The organism is Streptococcus mobilis (assembly GCF_059727625.1).
Window position 1 is genome coordinate 1327955 of sequence record NZ_AP041823.1, and the last position, 15825, is coordinate 1343779.

Here is a 15825-nt window from a genome sequence, read left to right on the forward strand (position 1 = left end):
AAACCACTTGAAAAGTAATCTTATTCTCCCCTTTTCAACCAATTCTGTTGCTGTGCTTTTTCTGCAAGATCTTTTGCTTTATTTATATCTAGTGAATTTGAATCTGATGGGGCATTGGATTCGATTTCTTCTTTCAATTCTTGTAAAGTTTGAACATCCTGTGGTGTTAAATTAGAGAACGTGCTAGATTCTTTATCTGTTGAACTTTCCGGAACAGACTGAATCTCGCGATAGGTTTTGATTACTTCAGTTCCTGCATCTGTTGTCGGAAGAGCACGATAGAACATGAAAAAACCAATAATGACAATCAGAAGAGCTAGAGCTGATACGAGAAGCCCTTTCTGCAGATCTTCCACAGGTATTTTAGAATCTTTAGTGGATAATTCCTTCCACTCTGGATGTGCTTCCTCAGCTTCTTTTTTAGCGTTGAAAGCAGGGGTAACCAAGACTTGGTTCATCAAGGTCAGTGCTCCCAAGCACATTAGTAAATATGGGATATGACGTGATTTACTAATGATCACTAAAATTCCTCCTGTAATAGCAATCAAGCTGATGATGATATTGAAGGTAAACCAGACCCGAGCCTGCTTCTTCATTTGCAAATAATGTTTTTTTGTCATCTTCTTCTCCCTTGAAAATAGTTTTTATCCTTCCTCTATTAAAAACAATTACTACTATCATACAGGATTTTACTTTGGGTTTCAAGTTAACCACCAACTAGTGAAAAGAGTATAAAAAAGAAGCGTTAGAAACGCTTCCATCCTATTATTTGTCTTGCCAAGTTTCTTGGTTTTCCTTGAAACGACGTAACAGTTCCAAACCTTCAGAAGTAATGTAGCCCTGTTCTTCAGCTAAATGGATCAATTCTGTGTAGTTTGACAAGGTTTCGAGTTGAACGCCAGCTTCCGCAAATTTCTTATCAGCTTTCTCCAATTGGTAAGTAAAGATCGCTACCACACCAAGGACGTCTGCTCCTTCACGTTTCGCAGCTGCAACAGCATCCAAAACAGAACCACCAGTAGAAATCAAATCTTCCACTACCACCATCTTTTGACCTTGTGGTACACGGCCTTCAATTTGGTTTCCAGCACCATGATCTTTTGGTTTACTACGGATGTAAGCAAAAGGAAGGTTCATCTTGTCCGCAATAATCGCTCCGTGAGGAATACCTGCTGTTGCTGTCCCCGCAATCACTTCGACTTCAGGGAAAGCTTCCTTGATTTTGTCCACGAATCCATTTTCAATTAAGGTACGAGTTTCTGGATAAGCAAGGGTCACGCGGTTATCCGTATAAATAGGGGACTTGATCCCTGAAGCCCAAGTAAAAGGTTCTTCTGGTTTCAAATAAACGGCTTCAATTTTTAGAAGATGGCTGGCAATATCTTTAGCTAATGACATGATAACTCCTTTTTACGATTTTAATCATATACGAATTAAATCCAAAACAGATTTAAAGAACAACTTTACAGGTTAGTGAGTAAGTTAGGGAAGGTCCTATAGGACTTCCCGTAGAGCTACAAAAGTTTCACTTTTAGTAGCGACACGTATTCCGACACTTAGTTGAAAGAAACGATATTTTTCTTTCAACTAAGTTAGTGAATAGTTTAGGAAAGGTCCCATCTGACTTTCCGTAGAACGTCTTGAAGCTCAGCTTCTTAGACGTTCTTAACTATTCCACTGTCTCTTAATCTCATGGTAAGCGTCCCATGGGTTTTCTGCTTGGATGATTGGGCGTCCAACAACAATATAGTCTGATCCAATTTTATGGGCTTCTTGTGGTGTCATAACCCGTTTTTGGTCGCCGATTTCAGCTCCTGCAGGACGAATCCCTGGTGTGACACAGACAAAGTCTGATGAAGTGGCATCTTTGATCAATGCCACTTCATGGGCTGAACAGACCACGCCGTCCAAGCCAGCTTCTTGGGCCTTACGGGCATAATTAACTACTGATTCTTGGACCGTCGTTTGAATGTTTTGGCAATCACGCATGTCTTCTTCACTGGTCGAAGTCAACTGGGTCACGGCTACCAACTTAGCCCCTTCACCAAGAGCTGCCTTGGCTTCGCGCATCATCTCTACACCACCGGCTGCGTGAACTGTCACCATATCTACTCCGAAAGTCCCCAGTACGGACATGGCTGATTTGACTGTATTTGGGATATCATGCAATTTTAAATCAAGGAAAATGCTGTGTCCAAGCCCTTTGAGGTAATGTACAATTTCAGGACCAACTGCATAGAAAAATTCCATTCCGATTTTTACAAATAATTTTTCGTCTTCTGGAAAATGCTCTAAAAAGTGTTTGACATCCTCGAAAGCTGGGAAGTCAAGGGCGATAATAGGACGTTCTTCACGCATGGATTACTCCTTTTTTGATTGATCATTTTATCTACAAAAAAACCTTGCCCGAGGCAAGGTTACACGAAAATTAGGTAGGAACAACCACCATGATTCACCGTCTAGACCTTAGGAGCCTCTCTGGACTGCTTTAAAGGTTTTTATTTATTGTAGTACGATATTTGGGAAAAGTCAAGGATTTACAGTAGATTTTCCCGTACATGTTTACCGAAGTTCTCAAGGGTGTCAATGCCATAGCGATCCATGACCTGTGGCAGATCTTCGATGATGGTTGGACATGCATAAGGATCGGTGAAATTAGCGGTTCCAACTCCAATCGCAGAGGCCCCTGCAATCATCATTTCAATGGCTGCTTCTGCTGAATCCACACCTCCCATTCCGATAATCGGAAGTTTAGTGGATTGGGCAACCTGGCGAATGAGTTTCAAAGCAACTGGGAAAACGGCTGGACCAGACATGCCTCCGGTTCCATTGGCAATGATGGGCTTACCAGTCTTGAGGTCAAAGCGCATCCCAACCAAGGTATTGATCATGGTCAAGCCAGTCGCCCCTGCATCCTCTGCTGCTTTTGCGACCTGCGTAATGTCTGCCACACTAGGCGTTAACTTGACATAGACAGGGACTGAGGACGCTTTTACCGCTGCTTTCACAGCCGCATAGGCCAACTCAGGAACCTGCCCGATTAAGAGACCATTATTCCCATGGTCTACATTTGGACAAGAGATATTGAGTTCAATCGCTTTGACATTTGGCGCTTGCGAGATCTTGCCTGATACCGTCGCATACTCTTCGTTGGAGAAGCCAGCTACGTTGGCGATGATCGGTAAGTCGGGATAATGTTGTGCCAACCAAGGGAGTTTCTCTGCTAGGACCACGTCTACGCCTGGATTTTGGAGACCAATAGCATTGAGCATGCCGGCAGGCGTCTCAGCAACACGTGGTGTCGGATTTCCGAAGCGAGCCTCAGCGGTTGTCGCCTTGATCATGATGGATCCAAGCAGGTCTAAGTCATAGTATTTGGCATATTCTTGACCGAAACCAAAACAACCAGATGCCGGAATAATCGGGTTTTTCAAGTCTAAACCGGGTAAGGATACGGCTAGTCGATTTGCTGTCATAAGGTCCTCCTACATCACAATCGTACCGGTTTCAAAGACCGGTCCGTCTTCACACACGCGCTTATTGGCTGCTTGGCTTTCATTTTCCAGATGCACTACACAGGCGTAGCAAGCCCCCATCCCACAAGCCATACGCGATTCCATAGAAATATAGGCGCGAGGATGGTCATGGAATTTGGTATTGACATATTTGAGCATGCCAGGGGCTCCACAAGAATAGATAGCATCAAACTCCTGGTCCATCTGATCAATTACCGTAGAGACATAGCCCTTAGTGCCATAAGTTCCATCGTCTGTCGTTACAGTGACATGAGCCACCTGAGAAAGCTCTTCTTCCAAAATGACGGCTTCTTTGGTCGCAAAGCCGACAACCACTTCAACTTCCACCCCTTGTTGGTGAAGTTGTTTGGCCACTTGAACCAAGGGAGGAACACCGATCCCGCCACCAATGATCAAGGCTTTCTGACCTTGGCCGAGATTGGTGAGATCAAAGCCATTTCCCTGAGGCCCCATGACACTGAGTTTGCTACCGATTGGCAATTGGGAAAAGATAGCTGTCCCCCCACCTTCGATGCGGTAGATTAAGCGACACGTCTGTGTCTCAGGATCAATCTCAGAAATTGAAATCGGACGGCGAAGCAGCTTGGACCCATCAGGGACGCGGATATGAAGGAATTGACCTGGCAGCATTTGCGCCACCATTTCCCCCTTCAAGATCATAGAATAGATGCGGGGAGCGATCTCTTCTTGAGCGACCAGCTCCATCTCCTCCATCATGATTTTGCCAAAGCGTTTTTTACAACTGTCACTGACCATTGATTTCCTCTTCTTTCTTTCAGCAAAAAAGACCTCGCAAAAGCAAGGTCCTACAAATGATCAGCTAGACTCCGTCCGCTGATCTTTTTTCTGTCTTTCCTTGCAGGCCTCTCTGGACCTCTTAAAGGTTAAATTTGTCTCATTATATCGCGCTCCTTGTCACTTGTCAAGTAGAAATTGGTGACTTAGGAAGCTTTCTTGGGATCAAAATCTTCTGGAATCGGTTTGATGTATTGCATGGCGATTCGGTTTTCAGGCTTACGATCGACTAGATAAAGAACCAGTAAAAAGAGCCATTCCAAGGGTTTCATTAGGTAGTAAATCAGGTCCATAGCCAATTTCTTCTTGATGTGTTTAGCAAAGGGATAGCCATAGCGGTCATAATTGCGACGCAAGAAGCGATGGAATCGCGGCGTCTTTTCTTCTAGTACCTGTTCAAAGGCATTGGCAATACAGAGCTGGCGATTGACAACGACTGGATGACCGTGGCGGATGCCCATCCGCTGGGGCTTGACAACTTTTTCATGCCCACCAGCCGCAACCGTACAGAGATAGTGCTCATCAATGATAAGATTCTGAGGGGGGATCTTCTGTGAGAAGGCCCAGTCAGCTGTATTGGTCCAGGCCTTGATCATGGAATCCGGCTGCTGCCCAAAGAGCATGAGAACGAGGACAACAAGGGCAAGGGTCGGAAGGGCAACCAGAACTGCTAGCCATGGCCAGTTACGCGACTTGTTTAAGAGCTGATGGAGCCATTGAAACAGACGATTCTCATAGCTTATCTCTGTTCGATCTTCCTGCCACTCCCTGATGCGAACCCATAAAAGATGGATGGAATAGATCAGTAAGAAAAAGGTGTGAAAACTTGCTACCTGCAGTTGATTATCAAAAACTAAGAGAAGAACCACTCCTCCTAGAATGCCACTGATGCAGAAGACATTTGCTAACGGCGAGAGTGAATTCGCATCCCGGTAGGAATAGATAATCAAGGCTAGTAAAGTAAGAGCTGCCAGTGTGAAGAAGGTCGGATAGGCGCCAGACCAGATCAGGGCATGCTTCTGAGAATTGATCAAAGGCTCACTCCAATCGTAAAAAGTCATCTCCTTGACGATGTAAATGAAAATCGCTTCGAGAAAGCAACCAAAGAGACCAAACCAAAGAACAATTGTAGGCTGTTGCTTTTTCTTTTTGACAGGCTTAGGACTAGGTGATTCCTGCTTTTCCTTCATAAGGAATGCGTCATCTTCTCTTGTCCTTTCTCCTTCTTTTGGCCCTCTATCCTCAAACAGTTCTGGATCTTTGAGAGCTTCTTCCTCAGATTCTTTGAACTGGAGGCTAGACCACCGACCAATCCCATAAATGATGACAAAAATATTGGGGACAAAGAGGGCAAGAGTCAAACCGTAAGGAAAGATCTCCATGGTGAAGGCAATGACCTCCCAAACACTAAATTGAATGAATGGATCCTTTATTGCGTAGAGCGACTGACTAATAACCAAATAGATGTAAAAGGCCAATAGAATCAGAGCATTGGTCACAAAATTGATCTGCAACAGACCAGCTGTGAAATGGGTTTCCAATTCCTTATCCTTTTTCTTATACCAGGAAACGAGTTTTTTCATAAGATCTCCTCAATCAATTTTTTACCATTCTATCAATCAGATCTTACCTTCAGCAAGGCAAAACTGTATTTTTCCATCAAAATCAGTCCCCAGATGTAGATTTTGTTTCCAATCTTCTATTTTTTAACTATTTGATCTAGCCTAATTTCTATTACCTACCTCAGCCTGTTTTATTCTCTGATACAGTCCTTGAAAGACCACATTTTACGGGAAAAACGCGCTTTTTTATGTTAAAATAAAAGCATGAGAATACAACAATTACAATACATTATCAAAATCGTCGAAACCGGCTCTATGAATGAGGCCGCAAAACAACTCTTCATTACGCAACCTAGCCTTTCCAATGCCGTCAAGGACTTGGAAAATGAGATGGGAATTGAAATCTTTATCCGGAATCCTAAAGGAATCACATTGACCCGCGATGGGATGGAGTTCCTCTCTTATGCCCGCCAGGTGGTGGAGCAGATTGACCTCTTGTCCGAGCGCTATAAAAATCCTGTGGGCTCTCGTGAGCTTTTCAGTGTCTCTTCACAGCACTACGCCTTCGTGGTTGAGGCCTTCGTTTCACTCCTCAAGAAAAGCGACATGGAAAAATACGAGCTTTTCCTACGGGAGACGCGGACTTGGGAGATCATCGATGACGTCAAGAACTTCCGTAGCGAGGTTGGCGTACTCTTTTTGAATAGCTACAACCGAGATGTCCTCTCTAAGATGTTGGATGATAATCACCTGGTTGCTACCCACCTCTTTACAGCCCAGCCTCATATCTTTGTCAGCAAGACCAATCCTCTTGCCAAGAAGGAGATCGTTCACTTGTCTGATCTGGAAGATTTCCCATACCTTAGCTATGACCAAGGAACCCACAACTCCTTCTACTTCTCAGAAGAGATCCTCTCTCAAGAGCATCATAAGAAATCCATCGTCGTCAGTGACCGGGCGACCCTCTTTAATCTCTTGATTGGTCTGGATGGCTACACCATTGCGACCGGGATCCTCAACAGCAATCTCAACGGAAATAACATTGTCTCCATTCCCCTTGATATCGAAGACCCGATCGAGCTGGTCTACATTAAACATGAAAAAACAGCCCTCTCAAAAATGGGAGAGAAATTCATCGAATACTTGCTTGAGGAAGTGAAGTTTGATAAGTAAAAAAGAGGCTGGGACAAAAGTCCTAGCCTCTCAATTATTTTTGGATTGTCTAGCAAGACGCAGTGGTTGAGTGGGCTCTACTACGCTGATTTCATCAGCTTTTACAGCCCTACTCAACTGTGCGGAGGTGGGACGACGAAATCGAATTCTAACGAATTACCGATTTCTGTCCCACTCTCTTTTTATTGTCTTAATTGTGAAAATACTTCCCCAATTTTCCCTTCAATGACCAGGCCTGCTTGCTTGTCTTGTGGGATACTGGTTTTATTGATGACAACCAGCTTCTTTCCTTGGAAATACTGGATCAAGCTGGCTGCTGGGTAGACCACAAGTGAGGTTCCACCGATAATCAGCAGATCAGCCTCTTGGATAGCTTGGGCTGCTTGGCTAAAGACGTCCATATCGAGAGGCTCCTCGTAGAGGGTCACATCAGGTTTGACCACCTTGCCGCAGTCCAGACAGTGTGGAACCGGGCCTTCTAAAGCTAGAAAGGCCTCCAAATCATAAAATCGCTGGCAACCCGTACAATAATTACGGTCGGCACTGCCATGGAGCTTCAAAACTTTTTTAGAACCTGCCATTTCATGCAGACTATCGATATTTTGTGTCACCACTGCCTTGAGCTTACCAGTCTCTTCAAGCCGCGCGAGATAGCGATGGGCAACATTGGGCTTGGCATCTGGGTAGAGCAAGTACTTCTTGTAAAAGTCGAAAAAGTCCTCAGGATAGCGCTCAAACATGGTATGGGAGACCAATTGCTCAGCTGTCAAATGCCGCCCTACCTGAACACTATAAACACCGTCTGAGCTTCGAAAATCTGGAATATTTGACTCCGTGGAAACTCCTGCTCCTCCGAAAAACACGATCCGTTGACTCTGATCAATCATCTCCTGTAGTTGAGCAATCTTATCCATCTACTTCTCCTTTAGTAGCTTTTCCATGACAGCATTGGCCTGATCAAAATAAAAGTTAGCTTGATCATAATGGATGCCTGTGTAGCTTGCAAGGTCAATCAAATTCTTCATAAAATCCTGAGAAGAGAAACCAGTCGTCCGGTGGAGCTCTTCCTCATCAAAGGGCTTGATCAAATGGGCCAGGGGATTGCGAACTGATTTTTCTAACTCCCGCAATTGTTGGGCCGCAACTTTGACGCTATCTGGTAAGTCCAACTGCACAATCAACTCCGTCAAACTGGATGAATTGACCACACTTTCGCTGTGGAATTGCTGCAGGATAGGGTTGTCAGACGCATGCAGGCTCTCAAATTTCCAACGGTCATAACTGGATTCTTTGGAGTTATGGATATAGTTGGTAATATCAGGAATTTTCAACTGAATCAATCGCATAAAGATCCGATAGATGGCTGGGCTAACGGCACGAACAAAGTCAATAATCTGCTCATTTCGCAACTTCGCCTCTAAGTCATAGAGGTAGTTGGCCAACTGCTCATCTTCTGGATCCTCATGCCAAAAAAGCTGAAAACCAGTCGCCTCTAGCAACTCGGTTCTCAACTTTTGATTCATGACGGGTTGGATATTGAGCTCTCGACGCTCCGCCATTAACTGCAGTAAGCTCACCAACAAATCCGGTACTTCTTCCTGCTGTTTGATAGAGCGCAGAGCCCGGCTGTAGTGATAATTTTGGAGATCGTAGAGCCATTCATCATGAAGGAATTTTGCCATTAGTCTGCAATCAAGGTCTCAAGACCAACTTTCATCATGTCTGTGAAAGTAGTTTGACGTTCTTCAACAGTTGTATCCTCATCTGGATTAACCAAACTGTCTGAAATCGTCATGATAGCAAGCGCATCAACATGGTGTTGAGCAGCAAGATAGTAAAGGGCTGCTGCTTCCATTTCTACAGCTTTGACACCCCATTTACCAAGCTCGATGTTCTTTTCACCATAGTTTGAATAGAAAACATCTGATGACAAAACATTGCCGACGTGAGTCGTCATACCAAGGTCTTTAGCAATGTGGTAAGCCTTGTCTAAAAGATCAAAGCTAGCAATTTGAGGGAAATCGTATTGAGGCCAGTCGTTGCGGATGATGTTTGAGTTGGTTGCAGCTGCTTGTGCCAAGACCAATTCACGAACATGCACATCCTCGTTCAAAGAACCAGCCGTTCCTACACGGATCAATTTCTTCACGCCGTAGTCGACGATCAACTCACGCGCATAGATAGAGATGGATGGCATCCCCATTCCAGTTCCCATAACAGAAACACGATGACCTTTATAAGTACCCGTGTAACCAAACATGTTACGGACTTCGTTGAAGCAAACAGCGTCTTCAAGGAAATTCTCAGCAATAAATTTCGCACGAAGAGGATCACCAGGAAGAAGAATTTTATCAGCAATTTCACCTTGCTTAGCAGCAATATGGATAGACATAGTTTATGATACAAAGAGCGACCAGAAAGCGACTGAAAATTAGGAATCTGACGAGAAATCCTGATTTCTCAGTCAGATTATCTATTTTCCGAGCTTTCCGCTCGTGTTCAAATCAGAACACATGCTCTTCCTTTCTTTTTTATTTTTTAGAATAGGCGTTAAAGTGGCAAAGTAAAAATAGGAAACTGACGACGCATCACAGATGCTAGACAGTTTATCTTTTTTACACAGTTCTCCGCCCGTATTCAGTTCAGCGAATACGGTTAACCCATCCTTTCTTTTTTTATTGAGTAATTAGGAGAGCTTTCCGCTCGTGTTCAAATTAGAACACATGCTCTACCTTTCATTTTTATATTTAATTTGTTAATGAATCCAAAAACGCATAGAGTTTGGCATTCATTTCTCGATAATCGTAAGCACGAATGGCTTCGGGTTTTTGAACAAAGGTCAGATTTTGACTTTGTTCTTCCAAAACATCTTCACCGTCTGCAGCAATCAAGAGATCAATTGCTTCTGGATCAAATTCCAAGTGGGCTTGGAAGGCATAGTGTTTAGGACTGAAGCGAATCATCTGACGTGGACACCCTTGACTGGTCGCAAGAACAACAGCATCTTCTGTCAATCCTGGCATATCACCATGCCAGTGACCAGTTTCAAGAGTTTCTCCAAACTCACCGACATGCGGATCTTTGAGTCCTTCAGGCGTTAAGGTCACAGGAAAAACACCAATCTCACGTTCCGGACTGTGATCATACTTCGCTCCATAGGCAACAGACAAGAGCTGGGCACCAAGACAGACCCCAACAATATAACGATCAGCCTTGATGGCCTTTTGAATTAGCTCGATCTCTGCCTGAGGATCGTAGTATGGAAAAGCCTCTCGATCTTCATCTGGCGATTGAGGTCCTCCCATGATGATCAAAAAGTCGATCTCATCCACTGTCTCTGGTAGGTCTTCATTCTCATAGACTTTGGTCGTGGTCACTTGATGGCCACGCTCCTGTGCCCATTTTAGATAAGCGCCCGGCACTTCAAAAGTTTCATGCAGTACAAAATGTACCTTCATCATTTCTTCTCCCATCTTTTTCGAATCACATAAGACAAACCAGCCGCTAGTACAAGCGGGATTGTCAAATTCCAAGTTTGGCCTGTAAATCCAAGGCTCAGGGCAATGGCTGTCAGAGGAGCTTCTAGGGTCGTACCTAAAAAGACTGTCGCTCCAAGTAGCATCCCTAGAGCAGGATCTAAATGAATGCCAACAACTGTCATCAATAAAGTCACTAAGTAGCCAGACCCTATTCCTAAGGCAAATGATGGTGTCAAGGTCCCTCCATAAGCACCATTGCGCAAGAGGAGATAAACCAGAAGCCCCTTCACTGCAAGAGTCAGTGGAAGATAAGGAATCGACTGGCTAGACAAGAGGGCTTGCGCCAGTACCTGGCCATTTCCCATAAAGATAGGGAAAAAAGCTACTAGGCTCCCCAGCACTAGAAAGGCTAGAGGAAGAGCCCAAAGAATCGTCCCATCTTTCCGCCGTTTGTGACTAGCCCGCTTGGCGAGGAAAGCAAAGGCCAGAGCCAAGGGAGTGACTAAGAAAGCAATCACAATAGCCTGTAAGAAACTGCTAGCCGACCATGAGACAGCGGACAGGTGATAAATGGCCTCCTGACCAACAATGGGCTGAGCGACCCAGGTGGCCAGATAAGTACTGGTCAAAACCAGTAGAAGGTTTTGCCAACTGTAGGCGAGTCCTAAGGTCTCAAAGACGAACAAGCTACTGGCAAAGGGGACCTGATAAACCGCAGCCAAACCAGCTCCAGCACCACAGGCGATCAAGACTTTTCGCTCTTTAAGAGCTAGAGAAAAACCCTTCGCCAAGCGACCAGCTAGAAGAGCCCCGATCTCACGTGGGGCTCCTTCTTTTCCGACCGATGCGCCTGCTCCGACAATTGCCACCTGCATCCCTGCATGAATGAGGTGGGCTAAGGGCGCTGGTTCCCTGTCTCCTGCTAAGTCAATTTGCTGGCGAATAGACAGGATTTGATAACGCTTTTGCAGAACATACCAGAAGCCAGCTGCCAAGCACCCAGTCACACACAAAACCAGAAATCTACGGAGACCTCCAGCTTCTTGAAATTGCTGGAGCAAATCTGAACTAGCTTGGCCAAAGGCCAGCCCTTGCACCCCTTCTAGTAGATAATGACAGGCAATTCCGACCAGACCCGTCCCGATCCCTAATGATAAGGTGGCTAGAAGTACCCTCAGTCCGTAGGGCAGACTTTGGAGTCGTGCTTTCATTGGATTAGAGTTCAGCAAGGATCGCTTTTAGCAAACCTTTGAAGTCGCCTTTGACGCGCTCTGTCACTTCCACTACTTCTTCGTGGTTGAGCTCTTCTTGGAAACCAGCCGCAAAGTTGGTAATACATGAAATACCAAGAACCTTCAAGCCAGAATGCGCTGCAATGATGACTTCAGGAACGGTTGACATTCCGACAGCATCTGCGCCAAGTGTCTTAAACGCACGGATTTCAGCTGGAGTTTCATAAGTTGGACCAGTCACACCGATATAGACCCCATCATCCAATTTGATACCCAATTTGTCAGCTACTTTATGAGCTGTCTCACGGTATTCAGGTGTGTAGGCTTTCGACATATCAGGGAAACGTGGACCAAAATCATCCAAGTTTTCACCGATCAATGGGTTTTGACCAGTCATGTTGATATGGTCTGTGATAGCCATCAAAGTACCAGGACCAAAGCCGATACCACCAGCAGCGTTGGTGACAAGAACCCCTTCACAACCCAAAACTTTCATGACACGAACTGGGAAAGTCACTACTTCTAATGGGTTTCCTTCGTAGAAGTGGAAACGTCCTTGAAGGGCAAAGACTTTACGTCCAGCAAGCTCACCGTAAACCAATTTACCAGCATGGCCGACAACCGTTGAACGACCCCAGTTTGGAATTTCAGAATAGTCTACTACAACTGGATTTTCAATTTCTTCAGCCAGTTCTCCAAGACCTGATCCAAGGATCAAGCCAAACTCAGGCGCTTCCATTCCTTTGCCTTTCAAAAAAGCAGCTGTTTCATTGATTTTTGCTAATAATGTCATTGCATATCTCCTTTATGATTTCCTTAAAAATTGGCCAATTTTGTCAAATGTATTGGCATTGCGAATGGTCAACAGACGGTAATCCTGCATCTTGAGGACTTGTCTGTGGTAAGCTGTCTTTGTATAGGTCTCTTCTGAGTATTTACCCCAGTAAATCCCAAGGCTTCCACGATGGATGATTTCATCACCGAGCGAAAAAGAGGAGACCAGCTCCCAGACAGCATCCTGATCAAGGCCTTCTGTGTAAAAGAGAACATCCTTGCGGGCCAGATTCTCCTGCCACCATGCTGGTAGAGCAGCGAGATCTTGCGCATAGTCCTCAGCTGAAAAGAGAGAAAAAGACTGGATAAAGGGATAGTGATCACGAAAGAAATGACCCAGCAAATCTACCAATTCTGCTTTAGAACCAGCAGATTCAAAGAAGATATTGCCACTATTGATGTAGGTCTCTACCCCATCCAGCCCGATCGTTTGAAGCTCCTCTCGAAGCTCTGCCATCACGACCTTGTTTTTCCCGCCAACATTGATCCCTCTTACGAGGAGAGCGAAGCGTGTCATCTTAGTTCAATTTGTCTAAGAAGCTTTCACCGATCATGGCTTTTTCAACACCAAAGTTCTCTGCAATCGTCGCAGAGATATCAGAGAAATGGCCGACTGGAATCACGCCATTGCCCTTGAAGGATGGGCTATAAGCCAAGAATGGAATGTATTCACGCGTATGGTCTGTACCAGCGTAAGTTGGGTCATTCCCGTGGTCTGCAGTGATCATCAAGAGGTCATCTTCACGCATCGCTGCAATGATTTCTGGCAAGCGTTGGTCAAATTCATGCAAGCAATCGCGATAGCCATGAGCATTGCGACGGTGACCGTAAAGAGCATCAAAGTCTACCAAGTTGGTAAATGAGAACCCTTCTTGGAACTCAGGAAGTCCCATGGTCTTAATCAAGGTATCCATACCGTGGCTATTTGATTTGTTGTGGCCCATATCGTGGTTGATACCAGCTCCGTTGAAGATATCGTTGATCTTACCAACTGCATAAGTATCGATACCGGCTTCGTTCAACTTGTCCAAAACAGTTGGCGCAAATGGTGAAACAGCTAAGTCACGACGGTTGGCTGTCCGTGTGAAGTTGCCTGGTTCCCCAACATAAGGACGAGCAATGATTCGACCAAGAAGAGCTGGACGTTCCAAAGTGATGGAACGAGCGTATTCACAGATACGGTAGAGTTCATCCAAAGGAATGATGTCTTCGTGAGCTGCGATTTGAAGAACAGGGTCAGCTGACGTATAAATGATCAACTCACCAGTTTCCATTTGACGTGGTCCAAAGTCATCGATGACCGCTGTACCAGAATAAGGTTTGTTGGCTTCACGGATGACCTTACGTCCTGAGAATTCTTCAATTTTAGTCAAAATTTCTTCAGGGAAACCATTCCAGAAGGTATCAAAAGGTTCTGTAATGTTGAGCCCCATGATTTCCCAGTGACCAGTCATGGTGTCTTTCCCAAGAGAGACTTCTTGCAATTTTGTCGCATAACCAGTTGGGTTGCTTTCAGCTGGCACAGTCTTCAATGGTACTTCACGAGGAATATTTCCAAGACCGATTTTCGCCATGTTTGGTACATTTAAGCCGACGGTTTTAGAGATGTGGCCCAATGTATCAGATGCTCCATCTGGAACACCTGCATTGACAAAGTTATTGGCATCTGGTGCAGCACCGATCCCAACTGAATCCAGCACAACTAAGTGCATGCGTTTAAATTTCGACATATACTGCCTCTTTCCTTTATTAAACTAGCTATATTATACCAAATCCCTATAAGAAGAGAGCCGTGTTAGATCCGGCCCCTCTTTGGAGAAACCTATTTTTCAATGATGACAGGGCCATCTGGTGTCCCTACAATCACTTTTGAAATCATGTTCAAGAATAAACCGTGCTCTACAACCCCGACGGTGTGATCCAGTTCATTGGCTAGAGCTTGTGCATCCTCGATCACCTTGAGATCCAAGTCAATAATGAAGTTGCCTTGGTCGGTTACAAAGCGTTGATCATCTGCGAGACGGAAAGCAGGATGGTAGCCCTTTTGCTCAAAGTGACGGAAAAGATTTTCAGCCCCGTATTGTACTACTTCCACTGGAAGTTTGAAAGCCCCAAGGGTTGAGACTTGTTTGGATTCATCCACGATCCAAATGCAGTCTTTAGAATTGGTTGCGACGATTTTTTCCATGAGGAGAGCACCACCGCCACCTTTGATCCCATTCAATTGAGGATCCACTTCATCTGCGCCATCCACTGTCACATCGACCACTTCGACATCGTCGATAGCCTTGAGCGGGATGCCTAAACTTTCAGCCTGATCATAGGTCACACTCGAAGTTGTGACAGCTGTGATCTGCAAGCCTTCTTCCTTGATGCGACGACCCAATTCAGCCACAAAATAATAAGCAGTTGACCCTGTACCGAGACCGACAATCATGCCGTCTTTGACAAACTCAGCCGCTTTAATTCCTACCTGTTCTTTTAGGTTTACCATCATAGACCTCCTTTTATATTCTATTACAGTATAGCATATTCTGAAAGAGATTTCACTAATTATTTGAAAACCTTTCCAGTTTTAGTTCTAAAAGCAAAACCTTGCCCGTCCGCTGACTTTACGATAGAAGATATTATGTTGTTATATTTTTTAAAATCTGTTATACTTAAATAAATTAATAACTATTAATAAACAGGTGAGAACTATGAAAAAAATTATTTACATTCTTACAATATTTTCTGCACTATTATTTTTATTTGCTTGTTCAAAAAACTCCTCAGAACCAAAATCATTTGAAGATTATATCTCCACTACAGATTTCACTGACTTTAAATATGATTCAGAAAATGACATTTATATTGTTAGCATTGATTTAAATAGCTCTATCAGTGATGAAAATGCAATTCAAAACTTTAATGATTCAATTTACGATGTTATCCATGCTGATTCAAAACCAGATAAAGATGTTGTTTTTAGGGCTTGGGATGGTAGTATAGCCGCCTCATTAGTTTATTTTAAAAAGGATAAATTTAATTCATTAGCTGATGAAGTTTTCAATTCAACCAGTACATATTTAAAAGCTGATGGATGGCAAACAATATCAAAATTCGGGCAATACCAGGAATCAAATGATTATTCTGATGATTCAACAACTGAAAATTTATTATTTAATCTTGCTATGATTAGTAAATAAAATAAGCAATTCATAATGTGTACTGA

The 15825-nt window shown here is 44.1% G+C and carries 17 protein-coding genes; 2 read left to right on the forward strand and 15 right to left on the reverse strand.

Annotated features, from left to right (window positions below; genetic code table 11):
* Positions 1–20 precede the first annotated feature (20 nt).
* The 6 genes from AC6IZR_RS06280 to AC6IZR_RS06305 all read right to left on the reverse strand — a co-directional run bounded on the left by AC6IZR_RS06280 (position 21) and on the right by AC6IZR_RS06305 (position 5914).
* Entirely contained in the window at positions 21–620 is a 600-nt protein-coding gene (locus AC6IZR_RS06280; protein ID WP_497848273.1) for a hypothetical protein, read from the reverse strand.
* Between the two features lie 145 nt (positions 621–765).
* Positions 766–1398, reverse strand: coding sequence for an orotate phosphoribosyltransferase (gene pyrE, locus AC6IZR_RS06285; protein ID WP_003014772.1), 633 nt, complete (start codon positions 1396–1398; stop codon positions 766–768).
* Positions 1399–1665: 267 nt separating this feature from the next.
* Complete coding sequence (gene pyrF / locus AC6IZR_RS06290; RefSeq protein WP_003011715.1) at positions 1666–2358, reverse strand: orotidine-5'-phosphate decarboxylase; 693 nt, start codon at positions 2356–2358, stop codon at positions 1666–1668.
* Positions 2359–2537: 179 nt separating this feature from the next.
* Positions 2538–3476 (reverse strand): dihydroorotate dehydrogenase, encoded by a 939-nt coding sequence (locus AC6IZR_RS06295; RefSeq protein ID WP_497848274.1) that lies wholly within the window; start codon positions 3474–3476, stop codon positions 2538–2540.
* Positions 3477–3485: 9 nt separating this feature from the next.
* Positions 3486–4292 (reverse strand): dihydroorotate dehydrogenase electron transfer subunit, encoded by an 807-nt coding sequence (locus AC6IZR_RS06300; RefSeq protein WP_497848275.1) that lies wholly within the window; start codon positions 4290–4292, stop codon positions 3486–3488.
* A gap of 185 nt (positions 4293–4477) precedes the next feature.
* Entirely contained in the window at positions 4478–5914 is a 1437-nt protein-coding gene (locus tag AC6IZR_RS06305) for a DUF6688 domain-containing protein (RefSeq protein ID WP_497848276.1), read from the reverse strand.
* Between the two features lie 243 nt (positions 5915–6157).
* Here AC6IZR_RS06305 and AC6IZR_RS06310 point away from each other — a divergent pair, with 243 nt between their 5' ends.
* A complete protein-coding gene (locus AC6IZR_RS06310) occupies positions 6158–7066 on the forward strand; it encodes a LysR family transcriptional regulator (RefSeq protein ID WP_013903495.1) in 909 nt (302 codons plus the stop codon).
* A 182-nt stretch (positions 7067–7248) separates the two neighbouring features.
* Here the strand turns inward: AC6IZR_RS06310 and AC6IZR_RS06315 are convergent, their stop codons facing one another.
* The 9 genes from AC6IZR_RS06315 to rpiA all read right to left on the reverse strand — a co-directional run bounded on the left by AC6IZR_RS06315 (position 7249) and on the right by rpiA (position 15105).
* Positions 7249–7980 carry an NAD-dependent protein deacylase gene (locus AC6IZR_RS06315; protein WP_497848277.1) on the reverse strand — a complete coding sequence of 244 codons (732 nt, stop codon included), beginning with the start codon at positions 7978–7980 and terminating at the stop codon, positions 7249–7251.
* Positions 7981–8748: a Gbs1250 family HEPN protein gene (locus AC6IZR_RS06320; RefSeq protein WP_497848278.1), complete on the reverse strand. Its 768-nt coding sequence runs from the start codon at positions 8746–8748 to the stop codon at positions 7981–7983.
* Positions 8748–9458, reverse strand: coding sequence for a purine-nucleoside phosphorylase (gene deoD, locus AC6IZR_RS06325; protein ID WP_497848279.1), 711 nt, complete (start codon positions 9456–9458; stop codon positions 8748–8750). The genes AC6IZR_RS06320 and deoD overlap by 1 nt, the downstream gene beginning before the upstream one ends.
* Positions 9459–9813: 355 nt before the next feature.
* Positions 9814–10527, reverse strand: a complete 714-nt coding sequence (locus tag AC6IZR_RS06330; RefSeq protein ID WP_497848280.1) for a type 1 glutamine amidotransferase — start codon at positions 10525–10527, stop codon at positions 9814–9816.
* The gene (locus AC6IZR_RS06335; RefSeq protein ID WP_497848281.1) at positions 10524–11756 is read right to left on the reverse strand and encodes a chloride channel protein; all 1233 of its coding nucleotides are present in this window, start codon (positions 11754–11756) and stop codon (positions 10524–10526) included. Before AC6IZR_RS06335 ends, AC6IZR_RS06330 begins: the two co-directional genes overlap by 4 nt.
* A 4-nt stretch (positions 11757–11760) precedes the next feature.
* Positions 11761–12570, reverse strand: coding sequence for a purine-nucleoside phosphorylase (locus AC6IZR_RS06340; protein WP_497848282.1), 810 nt, complete (start codon positions 12568–12570; stop codon positions 11761–11763).
* A gap of 12 nt (positions 12571–12582) precedes the next feature.
* Positions 12583–13128, reverse strand: a complete 546-nt coding sequence (locus tag AC6IZR_RS06345; protein ID WP_497848283.1) for a DUF1697 domain-containing protein — start codon at positions 13126–13128, stop codon at positions 12583–12585.
* 1 nt (position 13129) lies between these two features.
* Entirely contained in the window at positions 13130–14341 is a 1212-nt protein-coding gene (locus AC6IZR_RS06350; RefSeq protein ID WP_014713238.1) for a phosphopentomutase, read from the reverse strand.
* Between the two features lie 92 nt (positions 14342–14433).
* Positions 14434–15105 (reverse strand): ribose-5-phosphate isomerase RpiA, encoded by a 672-nt coding sequence (gene rpiA / locus AC6IZR_RS06355; RefSeq protein WP_497848941.1) that lies wholly within the window; start codon positions 15103–15105, stop codon positions 14434–14436.
* A gap of 205 nt (positions 15106–15310) precedes the next feature.
* Between rpiA and AC6IZR_RS06360 the strand changes: the two genes are divergently transcribed.
* The gene (locus AC6IZR_RS06360) at positions 15311–15799 is read left to right on the forward strand and encodes a hypothetical protein (protein ID WP_049487983.1); all 489 of its coding nucleotides are present in this window, start codon (positions 15311–15313) and stop codon (positions 15797–15799) included.
* The last annotated feature ends 26 nt before the right edge of the window (positions 15800–15825 follow it).

What these genes read in the sequence shown, in the direction of transcription:
- AC6IZR_RS06280 (WP_497848273.1), bottom strand. Translation starts at nt 620, where the DNA reads ATGACAAAAAAACATTATTTGCAAATGAAGAAGCAGGCTCGGGTCTGG.
- pyrE (WP_003014772.1), bottom strand. Translation starts at nt 1,398, where the DNA reads ATGTCATTAGCTAAAGATATTGCCAGCCATCTTCTAAAAATTGAAGCC.
- pyrF (WP_003011715.1), bottom strand. Translation starts at nt 2,358, where the DNA reads ATGCGTGAAGAACGTCCTATTATCGCCCTTGACTTCCCAGCTTTCGAG.
- AC6IZR_RS06295 (WP_497848274.1), bottom strand. Translation starts at nt 3,476, where the DNA reads ATGACAGCAAATCGACTAGCCGTATCCTTACCCGGTTTAGACTTGAAA.
- AC6IZR_RS06300 (WP_497848275.1), bottom strand. Translation starts at nt 4,292, where the DNA reads ATGGTCAGTGACAGTTGTAAAAAACGCTTTGGCAAAATCATGATGGAG.
- AC6IZR_RS06305 (WP_497848276.1), bottom strand. Translation starts at nt 5,914, where the DNA reads ATGAAAAAACTCGTTTCCTGGTATAAGAAAAAGGATAAGGAATTGGAA.
- AC6IZR_RS06310 (WP_013903495.1), top strand. Translation starts at nt 6,158, where the DNA reads ATGAGAATACAACAATTACAATACATTATCAAAATCGTCGAAACCGGC.
- AC6IZR_RS06315 (WP_497848277.1), bottom strand. Translation starts at nt 7,980, where the DNA reads ATGGATAAGATTGCTCAACTACAGGAGATGATTGATCAGAGTCAACGG.
- AC6IZR_RS06320 (WP_497848278.1), bottom strand. Translation starts at nt 8,748, where the DNA reads ATGGCAAAATTCCTTCATGATGAATGGCTCTACGATCTCCAAAATTAT.
- deoD (WP_497848279.1), bottom strand. Translation starts at nt 9,458, where the DNA reads ATGTCTATCCATATTGCTGCTAAGCAAGGTGAAATTGCTGATAAAATT.
- AC6IZR_RS06330 (WP_497848280.1), bottom strand. Translation starts at nt 10,527, where the DNA reads ATGATGAAGGTACATTTTGTACTGCATGAAACTTTTGAAGTGCCGGGC.
- AC6IZR_RS06335 (WP_497848281.1), bottom strand. Translation starts at nt 11,756, where the DNA reads ATGAAAGCACGACTCCAAAGTCTGCCCTACGGACTGAGGGTACTTCTA.
- AC6IZR_RS06340 (WP_497848282.1), bottom strand. Translation starts at nt 12,570, where the DNA reads ATGACATTATTAGCAAAAATCAATGAAACAGCTGCTTTTTTGAAAGGC.
- AC6IZR_RS06345 (WP_497848283.1), bottom strand. Translation starts at nt 13,128, where the DNA reads ATGACACGCTTCGCTCTCCTCGTAAGAGGGATCAATGTTGGCGGGAAA.
- AC6IZR_RS06350 (WP_014713238.1), bottom strand. Translation starts at nt 14,341, where the DNA reads ATGTCGAAATTTAAACGCATGCACTTAGTTGTGCTGGATTCAGTTGGG.
- rpiA (WP_497848941.1), bottom strand. Translation starts at nt 15,105, where the DNA reads ATGGTAAACCTAAAAGAACAGGTAGGAATTAAAGCGGCTGAGTTTGTC.
- AC6IZR_RS06360 (WP_049487983.1), top strand. Translation starts at nt 15,311, where the DNA reads ATGAAAAAAATTATTTACATTCTTACAATATTTTCTGCACTATTATTT.